Raw genomic sequence first — 16,173 nt, forward strand, 5'->3', positions numbered from 1 at the left:
GAAAACATGCCGTTGAAATGTCATTTTCGACACTTATCGACACGCCCATCCCCAAAACATTCATGACATGGCGCAACGCCATATCGAGAATCAAAGCGGGCAACACCTCAGGCTTATACCGCCGGGCTGTTTCCCTTTACCAATTGACGCAAATTAACCGGCGAGTTGGTTTCTACAGCGGTATAGAGGCTGTCGTAAACGCTGGCGATTTTTTCCAGATAGTGCTCCAGCACCTGCTCGCGATCGCGGTTGTTAACCCGTTCATCAACCTTGCCGTCGATATCGAGCTGCGCCTGTGCAATCAATTGTTTATCTTCGCCATCTTTGGTTTCAACGTAGTACTCAATGGTGTGGCTGTTAAAACCATCCGCCAACGCGACGTAAATACGAAAGTGCTCAAACAGGACAAAGCAAAGATCCCTTTCCGGCGCGCAGCTCATTGCGTGATGCAGGCGCGCTTTCGAGAGGGTGATCCCCTGAACCAGCGAGTTGCAGTAAATATGCCACTGGTCCTGTAGGCGACGATGCCGTTGCGCGATGTAATCGGCCTTTTCGCTTATTTCCCAAATAGTCATGTCAGGTTACCCGTTTAACAGAGATGCCTGCGTTAAGCATTTTCCATGCCAATTTTTAACTTATTGTTTTTAATGGCAGACGAGCGCAGTTACTGCCGTTTCGACGCGGTGACGACATGTCATTTCGTCATCGTCGACATTAACCTGCCAGGGGATAAAAATATTGGCATAAATATTGCTTTACAGGGGCAACCACTACGGGAGGCGATATGCACGAAATCACCCTCTGCCAACGGGCACTGGAATTGATTGAACAACAGGCTTCAGCATACGGTGCAAAACGTGTGACAGCCGTCTGGATCAAAATTGGCGCATTTTCTTGCGTGGAAACCAGCGCTCTTTCCTTTTGTTTTGATCTGGTATGCCGCGGCACGATAGCAGAAGGTTGTAAACTGCACCTCGAAGAACAGGAAGCCGAATGCTGGTGTGAGCATTGTCAACAATATGTCACGTTGTTAACCCACCGTGTACGTCGTTGTCCGCAATGTCATAGCGATACGCTGCGAATTGTGGCCGATGACGGCTTACAAATTCGGCGCATAGAGATTGATGAAACTGAAGATTAATGCCGGATAGACGCTCGCGTCGCCATCCGGCAGAAAGCCTGTAACAAGAAAAAGATCAGGAGTAAGCGATGTGTACGACTTGCGGTTGCGCTGAAGGCAACCTTTATATAGAAGGCGATGAACATAATCCGCACTCAGCGTTTCGTAGCGCGCCCTTTGCCCCAGCGGCTCGCCCGGCGCTGAATATTACCGGCATTAAAAAGCCTGACTTTGCCCCAAGTCAGACCGCAGAAGGCGATCTGCATTACGGCCACGGCGAAGCCGGAACCCACGCGCCTGGTATGAGTCAGCGGCGGATGCTGGAGGTTGAAATCGACGTGCTGGACAAAAATAATCGTCTGGCTGAGCGCAACCGCGCCCGTTTCGCCGCCCGCCAGCAACTGGTGCTCAACCTGGTGTCCAGCCCCGGGTCCGGTAAAACCACCCTGCTGACCGAAACGCTGATGAAATTGAAAGACCGTGTACCGTGCGCGGTGATTGAAGGCGACCAGCAGACAGTGAACGACGCCGCCCGCATCCGAGCTACCGGCACGCCCGCCATTCAGGTCAACACCGGTAAAGGCTGCCATCTTGACGCGCAAATGATCGCCGACGCCGCGCCGCGCCTGCCGCTGGATGACCATGGTATTCTGTTTATCGAAAACGTCGGTAATCTTGTCTGCCCGGCCAGCTTCGATCTGGGCGAAAAGCATAAAGTCGCAGTGCTTTCCGTAACCGAAGGTGAAGATAAACCGCTGAAATATCCCCATATGTTTGCCGCTGCGTCGCTCATGCTGCTCAATAAAGTCGATCTGCTGCCCTACCTCAATTTTGACGTTGAGAAGTGCATCGCCAGCGCGCGTGAAGTGAACCCGGAGATTGAAATTATCCTGATTTCCGCCACCAGCGGCGAAGGCATGGATCAGTGGCTGGCCTGGCTGGAGGCGCAGCGATGTGCATAGGCGTGCCGGGTCAAATCCGCGCCATTGACGGCAATCAGGCAAAAGTTGACGTCTGCGGCATTCAGCGCGACGTCGATCTCACATTAGTCGGCAGTTGTGATGAAAACGGTCAGCCGCGTCTGGGTCAGTGGGTGCTGGTTCATGTCGGATTCGCCATGAGCGTCATTAACGAAGCGGAAGCGCGCGACACGCTCGACGCGCTACAAAATATGTTTGATGTTGAGCCGGACGTCGGCGCACTGCTGTATGGTGAGGAGAGATAATGCGTTTTGTTGACGAGTACCGTGCGCCGGAACAGGTGATGCAGCTCATTGAACACCTGCGTGAACGCGCCGCCCTTCTTCCTTACACTGCCGAACGTCCGTTGCGCATTATGGAAGTCTGCGGGGGTCATACCCACGCAATTTTTAAATTTGGTCTCGATCAGTTACTGCCCGAAAACGTGGAGTTTATTCACGGTCCCGGTTGTCCGGTCTGCGTGCTGCCGATGGGACGCATCGACAGTTGCGTGGAAATCGCCAGCCATCCGGAGGTGATTTTCTGCACCTTTGGCGATGCCATGCGCGTGCCGGGGAAACAGGGTTCTCTGTTGCAGGCTAAAGCGCGCGGCGCGGATGTCCGTATTGTTTACTCTCCGATGGACGCGCTGAAGCTGGCGCAGGATAACCCGACCCGCAAAGTGGTATTTTTCGGGCTGGGCTTTGAAACCACCATGCCGACCACCGCCATCACGCTACAGCAGGCAAAACAGCGTGACGTGCGAAACTTCTACTTTTTCTGCCAACACATTACGCTGATCCCGACGCTGCGTAGCCTACTGGAGCAGCCGGACAACGGCATTGACGCCTTTCTTGCGCCAGGCCACGTCAGCATGGTCATCGGCACCGAGGCGTACCAGTTTATCGCCGCCGATTTTAATCGCCCGCTGGTGGTAGCTGGATTCGAACCGCTTGATCTACTGCAAGGCGTGGTCATGCTGGTTGAGCAGAAAATAGCGGCCCTAAGCCAGGTTGAAAACCAATACCGTCGCGTGGTGCCGGATGCCGGAAACATGCTGGCGCAGCAGGCCATCGCCGATGTGTTCTGCGTTAATGGCGATAGCGAGTGGCGCGGTCTGGGCGTGATTGAATCCTCCGGCGTCCACCTGACGCCAGAGTATCAGCGCTTTGACGCCGAAGCGCATTTCCGCCCAGCGCCGCAGCAGGTCTATGACGATCCGCGCGCCCGCTGCGGCGAAGTGCTGACCGGCAGATGCAAGCCGCATCAGTGCCCGCTATTTGGTAAAACATGTAATCCAGAGACCGCGTTCGGCGCGCTGATGGTCTCTTCCGAAGGCGCATGCGCCGCCTGGTATCAGTATCGTCAGCAGGAGTGTGAAGTTTGAACAATATACAACTCGCCCACGGCAGCGGCGGCCAGGCTATGCAACAGTTGATTAATAGCCTGTTTATGGAGGCCTTTGCCAACCCGTGGCTGGCGGAACAAGAAGATCAGGCGCGTCTGGAGCTGGCGCAGCTGACGGCGGAGGGCGACCGTCTGGCGTTTTCTACCGATAGCTATGTGATCGATCCGCTCTTTTTCCCCGGCGGCAATATCGGCAAACTGGCGATTTGCGGTACGGCGAACGACGTTGCGGTGAGCGGCGCGATCCCCCGCTATCTCTCCTGCGGCTTTATCCTTGAAGAAGGGCTGCCGATGGAGACGTTAAAAAGCGTGGTCAATAGCATGGCGGCGACCGCGCGGGAAGCGGGTATCGCCATTGTAACCGGCGACACCAAAGTTGTGCAGCGCGGCGCGGCGGATAAATTATTTATCAACACTGCCGGCATGGGGGCGATTCCCGCCGATATTCGCTGGGGCGCGCAAACGCTGAGCGTTGGCGATGTGCTGTTAGTCAGCGGTACGCTTGGCGATCACGGCGCCACTATCCTCAACCTGCGTGAGCAACTGGGACTGGATGGCGAGCTGGCGAGCGACTGCGCAGTATTAACGCCGCTTATTCAGACGCTGCGTCATATTGACGGAGTGAAGGCATTGCGTGACGCCACGCGCGGCGGCGTGAATGCGGTCGCCCATGAGTTTGCGGCGTCCTGCGGTTACGGTATTGAATTGTCCGAATCCGCACTGCCGCTCAAACCTGCCGTGCGCGGCGTCTGCGAGCTGTTGGGGCTGGATGCCCTGAACTTTGCCAACGAAGGAAAACTGGTGATTGCCGTTGAACGGCAGGCCGCAGATCGGGCGTTGGCGGCATTACGCGCGCATCCGCTGGGACGTGATGCAGCGCTGATTGGCGAAGTCGTGGAACGCAAAGGCGTTCGCTTAGCCGGACTCTATGGCGTGAAGCGAACCCTTGATTTGCCACACGCCGAACCATTACCTCGTATATGCTAGCAGCCTGTTGGCAGCATACTGTAGGCCGGATAAGACGCATTTGCGTCGACATCCGGCATTAACGCTGCATTAACGCCTGATGGCGCTTTGCTTATCAGGCCTACGGAGTGTGTGACCAGCGAGTTTGCGGTCAGCCATCCGGCAATAACTTACGACTTATACCTATAATTCATTTACCGTTTTCGCACCGTTTTGCGGTATTTTCCTGGAAAAGCAACATGTCGTATACACCCATGAGCGATCTTGGACAGCAAGGCTTGTTCGATATCACTCGTACCTTATTGCAGCAGCCCGATTTGGCGTCGCTCAGTGAAGCGCTTTCGCAACTGGTAAAGCGTTCAGCGCTCGCCGACAGCGCCGGCATTGTGCTATGGCAGGCGCTGTCGCAACGCGCACAATATTATGCGACGCGAGAAAATGGCCGTCCTGTTGAATATGAAGATGAAACCGTACTGGCGCACGGCCCGGTACGTCGCATCCTTTCTCGCCCCGATGCATTGCACTGTAATTTCCATGAGTTTACCGAAACCTGGCCGCAGCTTGCCGCGAGCGGCCTCTACCCTGAATTTGGTCATTATTGTCTGCTTCCTTTAGCCGCGGAGGGCCGTATTTTCGGCGGCTGCGAATTCATCCGTCAGGAAGATCGCCCCTGGAGTGAAAAGGAATATGACCGCCTGCATACGTTTACCCAAATTGTCGGCGTGGTCGCCGAGCAAATTCAAAACCGGGTAAACAATAATGTCGATTATGATCTGTTGTGCCGCGAACGCGATAACTTCCGTATTCTGGTTGCGATTACCAACGCCGTCCTGTCGCGTCTGGATATTGATGAGCTGGTAAGCGAAGTCGCAAAAGAGATCCACCACTATTTCAATATCGACGCAATCAGCATCGTGTTGCGCAGCCATCGCAAAAATAAGCTGAATATCTACTCCACCCACTACCTTGATGAGCATCATCCGGCGCACGAACAGAGTGAAGTCGACGAAGCCGGCACGCTCACGGAGCGCGTCTTTAAAAGTAAAGAGATGCTGCTTATCAACCTCAACGAACGCGATCCGCTTGCCCCCTACGAACGCATGCTGTTCGATACCTGGGGCAATCAGATCCAGACGCTTTGCCTGCTGCCGTTGATGTCCGGCAAGACGATGCTTGGCGTGCTCAAACTGGCCCAGTGCGAAGAAAAAGTGTTTACCACCGCCAACCTCAAGCTGCTGCGTCAGATTGCCGAACGGGTAGCCATTGCCGTGGATAATGCGCTGGCCTATCAGGAAATCCACCGCCTGAAGGAACGCCTGGTCGACGAAAATCTGGCGCTCACGGAGCAGCTTAATAACGTCGACAGCGAGTTTGGCGAGATCATCGGGCGCAGCGAAGCGATGTACAACGTGCTAAAGCAGGTTGAGATGGTGGCGCAGAGCGACAGTACCGTACTGATTCTGGGCGAAACGGGAACCGGTAAAGAGTTGATTGCCCGCGCCATTCACAACCTGAGCGGACGTAGCGGGCGCAGGATGGTAAAGATGAACTGCGCCGCGATGCCGGCGGGGCTGCTGGAAAGCGATTTGTTTGGTCATGAGCGCGGCGCGTTTACCGGCGCCAGCGCGCAGCGGATTGGCCGTTTCGAGCTGGCGGATAAAAGCTCGCTGTTTCTGGATGAAGTGGGCGACATGCCGCTGGAGCTACAGCCTAAGCTGCTGCGCGTCCTTCAGGAGCAAGAGTTTGAACGTCTCGGCAGCAATAAACTGATCCAGACCGACGTGCGGCTGATCGCCGCGACTAACCGCGATCTGAAAAAAATGGTCGCCGATCGCGAATTCCGTAACGATCTCTACTATCGGCTGAATGTTTTTCCGATCCAGCTTCCTCCGTTACGCGAACGTCCGGAAGATATTCCACTACTGGTCAAAGCGTTCACCTTCAAAATCGCCCGCCGAATGGGGCGTAATATCGACAGCATTCCCGCTGAAACGCTGCGCACGCTCAGCAGCATGGAATGGCCGGGGAACGTTCGCGAGCTGGAGAATGTCGTCGAACGCGCCGTGCTGCTGACACGCGGCAATGTGCTACAACTGTCGCTGCCGGATATTACCGCCGTAACGCCCGATACCTCGCCTGTTGCGACGGAAAGCGCCAAAGAAGGCGAAGATGAATATCAGCTTATTATACGCGTGCTGAAAGAGACCAATGGCGTAGTGGCTGGACCAAAAGGCGCGGCGCAGCGTCTGGGGCTTAAACGAACCACCCTGCTGTCGCGTATGAAGCGATTGGGTATTGATAAAGGCGCGTTAGCGTAACGGGTTGCCGGATCTGATCCGGCCTGGAGATGATGCGCGCCGTAGGCCTGACGCTTCCCCTTCACTTCTTGCGCTGATATTTTTCCGGCAATTCCGGAACGGGGCGCTTATCGTCGATAAGGTGCCGCATGGTCAGGACAGGGTGTCGCCAAAGCATTCGCGGACCTGCCCAACGCATAATCTGCTTCATCTCCTCGCGTTTAGCCGGCTGATAGCAGTGTACCGGGCACTGCTTACAGGCTGGTTTCTCCTCGCCAAATACGCACTTATCAAGACGTTTTTGCGCGTAGGCGAACAGCGCGTCGTAATGCCCCTGCACCGCTGACGCCTGTGGGCACTGGCTTTCATACAGCGCGATCATTTTTTTGATCGTCAGTTTTTCACGAGCGATACGTTTACCAGGCATCGTGCTCTCTCCGAACATTAAGGTGTATTTATTTTACACCTTATCCCTCTTTAGCACTATCACTGCATATCGTCGCCATTACGCAAATAAGAATTATTTTCATTTATTCATGCCTTGTGCTATATAACATAGCAAAGGCTATATTCGATGATTAATTAACCACATTGTTGCGAGGGATACTATGACGAATCTACATCGTCTGAAAACACTCCTGATTGCCGGTATTGTCGCGATACTCGCGCTATCGCCAGCCTATGCAAAAGAGAAATTTAAAGTCATCACCACGTTTACCGTTATTGCCGACATGGCGAAAAACGTGGCGGGCGACGCAGCGGAAGTCAGCTCAATTACCAAGCCCGGCGCTGAAATCCATGAGTATCAGCCAACGCCCGGCGATATTAAACGAGCGCAGGGGGCACAGCTTATCCTCGCGAATGGTCTGAACCTGGAGCGATGGTTCGCCCGATTTTATCAGCACCTTTCCGGCGTACCGGAAGTCGTCGTCTCTACCGGCGTCAAACCGATGGGCATTACCGAAGGCCCGTATAACGGTAAACCGAACCCGCACGCCTGGATGTCGGCAGAAAACGCGCTGATTTATGTCGATAACATTCGCGACGCCCTGGTGAAGTACGATCCGGATAATGCGCAGATCTATAAGCAAAATGCCGAACGCTATAAAGCGAAAATTCGCCAGATGGCCGATCCGTTGCGTGCCGAGCTGGAAAAAATTCCCGCCGATCAGCGCTGGCTGGTCACCAGTGAAGGCGCGTTCTCTTACCTGGCGCGCGATAATGACATGAAAGAGCTTTATCTCTGGCCAATTAACGCCGATCAACAGGGGACGCCAAAACAGGTGCGTAAAGTGATTGATACCATTAAAAAGCACCATATTCCCGCCATCTTTAGCGAGAGTACGGTTTCCGATAAACCCGCCCGCCAGGTCGCGCGTGAATCCGGCGCGCATTATGGCGGCGTGCTGTATGTCGATTCTCTGAGCGCAGCTGACGGCCCTGTGCCAACCTATCTGGATCTGCTGCGCGTCACGACCGAAACCATCGTCAACGGCATTAACGACGGACTGAGGAGTCAACAATGAGTCAATCTGCGATTACCGTTGATCAAGTCACGGTGACGTATCGCAACGGTCATACCGCCCTACGGGACGCCACTTTTCAGGTGCCTGGCGGTTCAATCGCCGCGCTGGTAGGCGTAAATGGTTCCGGTAAGTCTACGTTATTTAAAGCGTTAATGGGCTTTGTGCATCTTGCGCAGGGCGATATCACTATCCTGCAACAGTCAGTCAACAAGGCGCTGAAAAAAAACCTCATTGCTTATGTTCCGCAATCGGAAGAAGTGGACTGGTCATTTCCGGTGCTGGTAGAAGATGTGGTGATGATGGGACGCTACGGCCATATGGGCTGGCTACGCCGTCCCACTGCGCATGATCACGCCTGTGTTGACGCCGCGCTGGCGCGGGTGGATATGCAGGAATATCGTCACCGGCAGATTGGCGAGCTGTCCGGCGGGCAGAAAAAACGTGTGTTTCTTGCCAGGGCCATCGCTCAGGATGGACAGGTGATCCTGCTGGATGAACCTTTTACCGGCGTGGATGTAAAAACCGAAGCGCGAATCATCGATCTACTGCGGGAACTGCGCGATGAAGGCCGCACGATGCTGGTCTCAACGCATAATCTCGGCTCCGTCACCGAGTTTTGCGACTATACGGTAATGATTAAAGGAACCGTACTGGCCAGCGGCCCTACCGAAACCACGTTTACCGCCGCAAATCTGGAACAGGCCTTTAGCGGCGTTCTACGTCATATCGCGCTAAGCGGAGGTGAAGAGCACATCATCACCGATGACGAGCGCCCCTTTATTTCCCGGCGCGTGGCCAGCGGAGGAAAATCGTCATGAACTGGCTTGTTGAGCCGTTTGGCTACCAGTATATGCTCAACGCGATGTGGGTCTCCGCGATGGTGGGCGGTCTGTGCGCGTTTCTCTCCTGCTATTTGATGCTCAAAGGCTGGTCGCTCATTGGCGATGCGCTATCTCACTCTATTGTGCCTGGCGTCGCTGGCGCCTGGATGTTAGGGCTGCCCTTCTCGCTCGGCGCGTTTCTTTCCGGCGGACTGGCGGCAGGCAGTATGCTCTTTCTTAACCAACGCTCACGCCTGAAAGAAGACGCGATTATCGGGCTTATCTTCTCCTCTTTTTTTGGCGTCGGCCTTTTTATGGTGTCGCTCAATCCGATGTCGGTGAATATCCAGACGATTATTCTCGGCAACGTGCTGGCGATCGCGCCAGCGGATATTGCGCAACTGGCGATTATCGGCGCAGTCTCGCTGACGATTCTGCTGTTAAAGTGGAAAGATCTGATGGTCGTCTTTTTCGATGAGACCCATGCGCGTTCTATCGGGCTTAATCCGGGTCGACTGAAGCTGTTGTTTTTCACTCTATTGTCCGTCTCTACCGTAGCGGCCCTGCAAACCGTTGGGGCGTTCCTGGTGATCTGTCTCGTCGTCACGCCGGGCGCGACGGCCTGGTTACTCACCGACCGTTTTCCACGTCTGCTCATGATTGCCGTCGTGATTGGCAGCCTGACCAGTTTTCTGGGCGCATGGCTTAGCTACTGGCTGGATGGCGCCACGGGTGGAATTATTGTCGTCATGCAAACCTTACTGTTCATCACAGCCTTTATTTTCGCCCCGAAACACGGTCTGTTAGCCAACCGTCGACGCGCCCGCCTGCAGAAGGAGCCGACATGTTCTTAACAACGTTACTGGAACCCTTTCAGTTTGATTTTATGGTGAACGCCCTTATGGTTTCGGTCATTGTGGCGATTCCCTGCGCCTTACTGTCCGTGTTTTTAGTGTTAAAAGGCTGGGCGTTAATGGGCGACGCAATGAGTCATGCGGTATTCCCCGGGGTCGTGCTGGCATATATTGTGGGGATCCCCCTGGCGATTGGCGCTTTCATTGCCGGATTATTTTGCGCTATCGCGACCGGTTATCTGGACGATAACAGCCGCATCAAACGTGATACGGTGATGGGCATCGTCTTTTCCGGGATGTTTGGCGCAGGTCTGGTGCTCTATGTTTCTATTCAATCGGAAGTGCATCTGGATCACATCCTGTTTGGGGATATGCTGGGCGTATCGCTGGGGGATATCGTACAAACGTCAGTTATTGCACTGGGTATTGCGTTAATCATTGGGCTGAAATGGAAAGATCTCCTGCTACACGCTTTTGACCCGCACCAGGCGAAAGCCAGCGGGCTGAATACCACACTACTGCATTATGGCCTGCTATGTATGATTGCGCTGACTATCGTCGCCACGCTGAAATCGGTGGGCATTATTCTGTCGATTTCATTGCTTATCGCCCCCGGCGCAATTGCCATTTTGCTGACGCGACGCTTTGCGCGCGCGCTGGGATTAGCGGTGAGTCTGTCAGTTATTACCGCTTTTGCGGGCGTCTATCTGTCTTTTTATCTTGATAGCGCGCCAGCGCCGACCATCGTGGTATTATTTGCCATCGTGTTTATTGTGGTATTTATTTACGCAACATGGCGCGACAGGCGTAATGAAATCGTACCAGAGGCGCAAGGTTAACAGCAGCGTTCAGAAAATAAATACGGCAGCTGTAGTAGAAAGCCACCCTATATCTGTTGTTGGTTAGTATGGTAAGCAGCTATCTTTAAATTTCTTTGCAACAAGCGTAAAGATAAGCTGCTTTACTCCCCATGTTTTTCCTGTTTCGAATTTTTTCAGAGTTTGGCTAACCCAGCATAATGTGATTATTACTCACAAGATCTGTAATATCTCAGAAAAAAAATAAATTTATAACTACACGTAATATAAGAGAATGATTTTCAAATAAAAATATTTTAATTCATTCCTACTGCAATCGGTAACGCGCAATTATCATCCGGTACACCAGGGTTATGTGCAAAAGCAGTGCGCTGTAAATGCGCGTTTAATTTCAATCCCCGGAACAGCGATAGCGGTGAAGAATCCATCCCCAAACGATACATAACCTTCTTACGATAAATACTGACGGTTTTTGTTCCCAGACCAAATTTTTTCGCCAGTTCAATTGCCGGATGTCCGGAGGATAATAATATCAGCAGCGCATATTTCGCCTGAGTGACGCCGGGAGGTAGATTCCACCAGGCGTATTGATTGATATTAAACAATACCTCTTCCGGCGTCTCACCGGCATTAAAAGCATACGTAGCAACCACGGTTTTCTTTTGTGGCCTGTGGCAAAAACGCAGCCAGGCTTCCGGAAGACGAAGCTTCTCTCGATCCGAGCGGATAGCGCAGGATAGTTCGTCTTTTAAAACATAATCCATAACGCCAAAATATTGCAGCACACAGCGATCGATATAATACAAGCGATCTGCCACTACCAAGACTTTACGGTTCTGCAACCGCGTCTGCAACGCATGAAAAAGATAAACATGCTCATGCGGGTTCAAAGCTAAAATCAGCCCAGCGTCCGGCATATCGGATAGAGAATGCAAAAGTGCGGTTAATGAGTTACACGTTTTAACGCACTTTTCCGGATACTTTTGCTTAAAAATAGACTGAAGGGCATAACAATTAGTCCAGTTAATACCGTATATAATTACATTTTTCATTTATTTATCCTTTTTTGAAAACTGACCACAGCTTCGGTAAAGATTTTTCTTCCTGGGCGACTACTGCGCAAGTGGATAACGTCCTCTTACTACAAAGGTAATAAGACCAGATACGTTATTACATGTGCAATGTCGTTACCGAAATGAATTCCTTTTACAAATCTGATAATGATTAAATTTTCTGTTTTACTTTACTGTAATTTCTTAGAGTGAAACGATTGCCCGGCGCCTGGTGGCCATGTATGTCTGACAATGAACGCTTTCGATTCTCTTTCATTAACTACATATCACTGGTGTAGCGATACTGAAATATACACTACGATTAAAAAAATATTTGGTATCTGTAACGCAAACAGATAGTAACGTTTAAAATAATTTCACAAATCAATGGTTCATTGTACGCATAAAGCTAAGCGGTGTAATCTTAAAATGCCGTTTAAAAATAGCGATAAAATAAGAAGGCGTATCATAGCCACACATCGTCGCGACTTGTGAAATATTTCCAGCCCCCATTCGTAATAATTTTATAGCCTGATTCATACGAGCATCCAGGTATATTTTGCTAAAACTCACCTCTTCAGCGGCCAGTTTTCGCTTCAGACTTGATACGCTCATAAACAGCTTTCCTGCCACCTCAGCCTGTGACCATTTGCGGGTGAGATCGCTGATAATAATGTTATAAACTTTCTCTTTTGTCGTAATTTTTATTGCTCGCTCAAGGAAATCAAACCCACTGGGCTTACGTACAAATGCCGATATAAGATACATCAATGAGAAATATGAATAATCATGATCATCAATACTCACATTACTACAAATCCGTGGACATGCCACACCATGCAAAATAGAGTCAAAAGTATCACTCATCCCTGGCAACAAGTCCGCATGAAAAAAATACTTTGGTTTCGTTTTTAATGATGGCTCTCGATCATTATAGTTTCTTGTACTGTAAAAAACTTTATAGAATTTTTGCATTAAGTCATAGGAAACTTCCAGTGAAGAAAAATCAATATGCCCTTCTATTTCGCTCATACTAAGCGTGATTGTTTGATCTTTTTCCAATAAAAATAAACACGGCGCAGATTGTTCGATGAACTCCCCAAATTCGTTTTCAACTCGCAAACTGCCTTTATTAAGTTTAATCAATAAGCAGTTTGCGACATAATAGTCTCTTACGTCAGCTAATCCATTTATTAATGGAAATTTTTTCGGCTGTTGAAGGTGATTATTGCTAATGGCCTCAACTGATTTATTCATTGAAGGCAATACCATATTTTATCCTGTGTGCTATAAGGAACTTAAAATCGTTATATTCTTATAAAGAAATAATTAAAACTCACAGAAATGATTTAAATCCGATTTTTTTATTATCATAGCCAATAATTACATTCCAACGCGCGCTCATTTCATCATAAAAAGATACTCTTACAAACCTTATGCAAAATTTTGTAATAAAACCTTACAATATTAATATAATTCTTTCAGAATAAAACGCCTGGCAGAGACCTTAATAATCCATATATATCATTAAGATAGACACACCGGCATGGTGCATTTTCTGCATTATTTGCTGATATATACACCATACCTTATCACAAATCGCCAGCAATGGGGGTTCACCAGTCAATTGCCTCTTTGTTTTCCCCGCCCGATAAAATAATCTCCTGCATCCAGGAGGTCATTTGTGACTGCGCATTCATTGTGCCAACTAATACCCCGTTTAAAGCCTCATATAAATGGGGGCCCGATTCAACTTTTGCTAACATATTTTGTAGCATAGCCGTTTGCTGCTCAAAAGAGACAAATGCCGAATCGCCACTTTTGGGATCTTTGAAGGCATTCATCTCTTGATAAATGCTATCTTTAAGCGTTTCAGAAGAGGCTGACTCAGGAAGCGACAAAAGTCGTTGGTAGAATGCATCATAAAGATCAACGTCGCCGCCCTTGCTTAAAGGCGCGCTATCCACATTATTCAGCATAGCGGCCCTGGCACTCAACGAAACAACACTCGTCGCTTCAGTATCCGCTGTCGGGACCAAATAAGAAGTCGAAATCGTACCCGGTATCACCTTATAGCCTCCATTTTACAATGCTTGCGTTTTTGTCTTCCACTCATCAATAAGTGCGTTAATGGCGTTATCAGAAATCGTCCGGCAGTCTTGTGGAAGTTCATCAAGATGATGCTTAATGACGCCTACAGCCGTTTCAACAAACTGTTCAGGTGAAAATTCAGCGATCTGATCGCCGCAACTCATGATAAAGCGCTGTTCCTGATGATATTTAAGATTAAAAGTGCCTGGCCAGTTCTCCATAAGCAACACCATCAGCTTTTGGTGATCTTTTTTCGCATTAACTGGCAGTGTTAAAAAAAGTTGCCCCTCAGGCTTAGCAAAATCTCTCAGCCACTCATCCAGTACGGTTAAAAGCGTTTCGGGATGGTCGACCGCTGCTGAAAATAAGTCGCGGGCATAAATCTGTATTTTTTCCATCCACTTCCAGGCCATTGTCTGATTATCAGTAAGATAAGCTGCAACCTGCTGTAACGCGTCTATCATTCCCTGCTCGTAACCTTCCTGGTAGGCGTACATCCGCAAGGTCTTTGCCTCTTCTTCCGCCTCTCGCAAAATACGCTTAGCCCGTTGATGCGCCTGCTGTTCTAATCTTTCAATAGAGAAATAACGTTCCAGCGTTTTACGCTTTATCAGTATCCCCTCAACAGGCGAAAGCGGGGACGGAATTGGGATATTTTTGAGCATATTGTAAGGCCAGTAGCAAAATTGACATTTCTACAGCATCCTGCTTCGATGCCTCCTCAATAAATGGAGGAAAAAGCAAAGGAAAACGCTGTGCTAAAGATTCAGGTAAAAATTCATTCAGGGCATTTAACTGTGCATACCCGACGCTAAGTAAAAACCGGTGATTCGGCGCCTTATTGCAGACAGATAAACTTGTTCCCTGATGCATTGCCAAAAATGCTTGCGCCCAATCCGGCAGGCCAAGCAAGGCTCCCTGCCTTGCCAGATCGGCTCTCAGTTTATGGCAACCGAGTAAATACGCTACTTGCGGCAGTCGGCGCCACTGACGCAGCCACAGCTGCGTCAGTGAGTTTTGAATACACTCCTTTTCTCCGTTCTTAAGCCGCCATGCCGCCAGTATTAACTCATTCGCTGCCGCCCTGGCGGCGGGTCTGACAATCATTTCTGGGGCTATCTGCAACCGCTGAGGATGAATATACGACAACGGATCAAAAATGATTTTTTGCCAGATAATGGGTAATGGCTGCCTATTCATTTGACGATTTCGCCTTATCATCAGCCGTTATGCCTTTCTTATTGCGGGCATAATGGTTTTTGTAATACCAGACGCCAAAGCCTGCTGACATCGCGGATAACAAAATAATCAACACAATCCAACTGGTTGCAAAAGAATTACGTTTTACTGGTGTGCCGGGAGCCTGTAATTGGGCATCAGAACGTTCTGACAACACAACAGAAATGTTGTCATAATCCACATCGGCAAAACTATTCTTTAAGAAACGCTTGATATCGCTGATCTGATGCGCAAGCGGCGAACCTCGTTCATATACGGCTAATGCCGACAGATGAACCGGTTTTGGCGGGCGGCCATTTTCACCAGCATCAATATCATAACTAATATGGACCCTGGCGGAGAGCACGCCCTCCATCGTCTGTAATGACTGCTCCAGTCGCTGTTCAATAGCCGAATATAACCTGGCTTTTTCAGCTCGCGGAGACGATACCAGCGAATCCGCTGGGAACATCTGCGCAATTTCCACCCGTGGCCGGGGAGGAAGCTGATAGGTTTTAATCCAGTAAACTGCGGCGGTAAAATCAGGCTCAGCAACGGTAATGCTATAGCCCAATTTTCCGCTATCAATTTTATTCGCCTCTATATTGTGCATTTGCAGAACGGCAATGACCTCATTAGCCTGTTCCTGGTCCAGTCCTTTTAAAAGATCCTTATCCTTACAGCCGGCAAGGGTCACTACCAGCAGAAAGGTATATAGATATCGACGAATCATGAGCGTAATAGCGTTTCAACAGCCCCGACTCCTTTACGAGTCAGGGTACTTACCATAGAAACATACAGGTTATAATCTGAAATCATCTCTTGCGAAATAGCCAGCTCTTTAGGGTCCGTCACCAGATTAGGGTCCTCAATCCTGTTGGTAATCGTCTGTTTATCCACAGCCGTGGCAATCGCCGAACCAGAAAAAGCCTGGAGTAGCCGATCATCCAGCGAGACAATGTCTGTTTCCATAGGTCTGATATTGACCGCCTGCCCTATAACGGCATTCTCAGGGACAATAGTTGCAATCGACATAATCCACCT

At 50.2% G+C, this 16,173-nt stretch carries 19 protein-coding genes; 10 read left to right on the plus strand and 9 right to left on the minus strand.

The features are described from left to right. Positions 1-113: 113 nt before the first annotated feature. Complete coding sequence (gene hycA / locus ACLD11_RS07065) at positions 114-575, minus strand: formate hydrogenlyase regulator HycA (RefSeq protein WP_000158075.1); 462 nt, start codon at positions 573-575, stop codon at positions 114-116. A gap of 209 nt (positions 576-784) precedes the next feature. Here hycA and hypA point away from each other — a divergent pair, with 209 nt between their 5' ends. The 6 genes from hypA to flhA all read left to right on the plus strand — a co-directional run bounded on the left by hypA (position 785) and on the right by flhA (position 6,770). Next, the gene (gene hypA / locus ACLD11_RS07070) at positions 785-1,141 is read left to right on the plus strand and encodes a hydrogenase maturation nickel metallochaperone HypA (protein ID WP_000544461.1); all 357 of its coding nucleotides are present in this window, start codon (positions 785-787) and stop codon (positions 1,139-1,141) included. A 68-nt stretch (positions 1,142-1,209) separates the two neighbouring features. Continuing rightward, positions 1,210-2,082: a hydrogenase nickel incorporation protein HypB gene (gene hypB / locus ACLD11_RS07075; RefSeq protein WP_000337631.1), complete on the plus strand. Its 873-nt coding sequence runs from the start codon at positions 1,210-1,212 to the stop codon at positions 2,080-2,082. Beyond that, positions 2,073-2,345 carry a hydrogenase 3 maturation protein HypC gene (hypC, locus tag ACLD11_RS07080; protein ID WP_000334871.1) on the plus strand — a complete coding sequence of 91 codons (273 nt, stop codon included), beginning with the start codon at positions 2,073-2,075 and terminating at the stop codon, positions 2,343-2,345. Before hypB ends, hypC begins: the two co-directional genes overlap by 10 nt. Further along, a complete protein-coding gene (gene hypD, locus ACLD11_RS07085; protein WP_001212962.1) occupies positions 2,345-3,466 on the plus strand; it encodes a hydrogenase formation protein HypD in 1,122 nt (373 codons plus the stop codon). Before hypC ends, hypD begins: the two co-directional genes overlap by 1 nt. Next, positions 3,463-4,473, plus strand: a complete 1,011-nt coding sequence (hypE, locus tag ACLD11_RS07090) for a hydrogenase expression/formation protein HypE (protein ID WP_001059962.1) — start codon at positions 3,463-3,465, stop codon at positions 4,471-4,473. The genes hypD and hypE overlap by 4 nt, the downstream gene beginning before the upstream one ends. Positions 4,474-4,691: 218 nt before the next feature. Further along, positions 4,692-6,770, plus strand: coding sequence for a formate hydrogenlyase transcriptional activator FlhA (gene flhA / locus ACLD11_RS07095; protein ID WP_411014718.1), 2,079 nt, complete (start codon positions 4,692-4,694; stop codon positions 6,768-6,770). A 61-nt stretch (positions 6,771-6,831) separates the two neighbouring features. Here the strand turns inward: flhA and ACLD11_RS07100 are convergent, their stop codons facing one another. Next, positions 6,832-7,176 (minus strand): nitrous oxide-stimulated promoter family protein, encoded by a 345-nt coding sequence (locus ACLD11_RS07100; RefSeq protein ID WP_411014719.1) that lies wholly within the window; start codon positions 7,174-7,176, stop codon positions 6,832-6,834. Positions 7,177-7,357: 181 nt separating this feature from the next. Here ACLD11_RS07100 and sitA point away from each other — a divergent pair, with 181 nt between their 5' ends. From sitA to sitD, 4 genes are read left to right on the plus strand one after another with little or no spacing between them, the layout of a single operon-like run. Further along, positions 7,358-8,275 carry an iron/manganese ABC transporter substrate-binding protein SitA gene (gene sitA / locus ACLD11_RS07105; RefSeq protein WP_000182930.1) on the plus strand — a complete coding sequence of 306 codons (918 nt, stop codon included), beginning with the start codon at positions 7,358-7,360 and terminating at the stop codon, positions 8,273-8,275. Then, complete coding sequence (sitB, locus tag ACLD11_RS07110) at positions 8,272-9,093, plus strand: iron/manganese ABC transporter ATP-binding protein SitB (protein WP_000083153.1); 822 nt, start codon at positions 8,272-8,274, stop codon at positions 9,091-9,093. The genes sitA and sitB overlap by 4 nt, the downstream gene beginning before the upstream one ends. Next, positions 9,090-9,950: an iron/manganese ABC transporter permease subunit SitC gene (gene sitC / locus ACLD11_RS07115; RefSeq protein ID WP_001104336.1), complete on the plus strand. Its 861-nt coding sequence runs from the start codon at positions 9,090-9,092 to the stop codon at positions 9,948-9,950. Before sitB ends, sitC begins: the two co-directional genes overlap by 4 nt. Then, entirely contained in the window at positions 9,941-10,789 is an 849-nt protein-coding gene (gene sitD, locus ACLD11_RS07120) for an iron/manganese ABC transporter permease subunit SitD (RefSeq protein WP_076933146.1), read from the plus strand. The genes sitC and sitD overlap by 10 nt, the downstream gene beginning before the upstream one ends. Positions 10,790-11,064: 275 nt before the next feature. Here sitD and sprB read toward each other — a convergent pair whose 3' ends face one another. The 7 genes from sprB to prgJ form a co-directional block, all read right to left on the minus strand. Next, positions 11,065-11,820: a transcriptional regulator SprB gene (gene sprB / locus ACLD11_RS07125; RefSeq protein WP_411014720.1), complete on the minus strand. Its 756-nt coding sequence runs from the start codon at positions 11,818-11,820 to the stop codon at positions 11,065-11,067. Positions 11,821-12,204: 384 nt separating this feature from the next. Next, positions 12,205-13,092: an invasion transcriptional regulator HilC gene (gene hilC / locus ACLD11_RS07130; protein ID WP_411014721.1), complete on the minus strand. Its 888-nt coding sequence runs from the start codon at positions 13,090-13,092 to the stop codon at positions 12,205-12,207. 344 nt (positions 13,093-13,436) lie between these two features. After that, positions 13,437-13,889 carry a type III secretion system effector protein OrgC gene (locus ACLD11_RS07135; protein WP_411014722.1) on the minus strand — a complete coding sequence of 151 codons (453 nt, stop codon included), beginning with the start codon at positions 13,887-13,889 and terminating at the stop codon, positions 13,437-13,439. Between the two features lie 15 nt (positions 13,890-13,904). Beyond that, positions 13,905-14,576, minus strand: a complete 672-nt coding sequence (gene orgB / locus ACLD11_RS07140; RefSeq protein WP_183060240.1) for a type III secretion system linker protein OrgB — start codon at positions 14,574-14,576, stop codon at positions 13,905-13,907. Next, entirely contained in the window at positions 14,533-15,132 is a 600-nt protein-coding gene (gene orgA / locus ACLD11_RS07145) for an oxygen-regulated invasion protein OrgA (protein WP_094897821.1), read from the minus strand. Before orgA ends, orgB begins: the two co-directional genes overlap by 44 nt. After that, positions 15,104-15,862, minus strand: a complete 759-nt coding sequence (gene prgK, locus ACLD11_RS07150; RefSeq protein WP_183060238.1) for a type III secretion system inner membrane ring lipoprotein PrgK — start codon at positions 15,860-15,862, stop codon at positions 15,104-15,106. Before prgK ends, orgA begins: the two co-directional genes overlap by 29 nt. Further along, positions 15,859-16,164, minus strand: a complete 306-nt coding sequence (prgJ, locus tag ACLD11_RS07155) for a type III secretion system inner rod protein PrgJ (RefSeq protein WP_000020427.1) — start codon at positions 16,162-16,164, stop codon at positions 15,859-15,861. Before prgJ ends, prgK begins: the two co-directional genes overlap by 4 nt. Positions 16,165-16,173 lie beyond the last annotated feature (9 nt).

The organism is Salmonella sp. 741265116_PST (assembly GCF_046567715.1).
Taxonomy (GTDB): Bacteria; Pseudomonadota; Gammaproteobacteria; order Enterobacterales; family Enterobacteriaceae; genus Salmonella; species Salmonella enterica.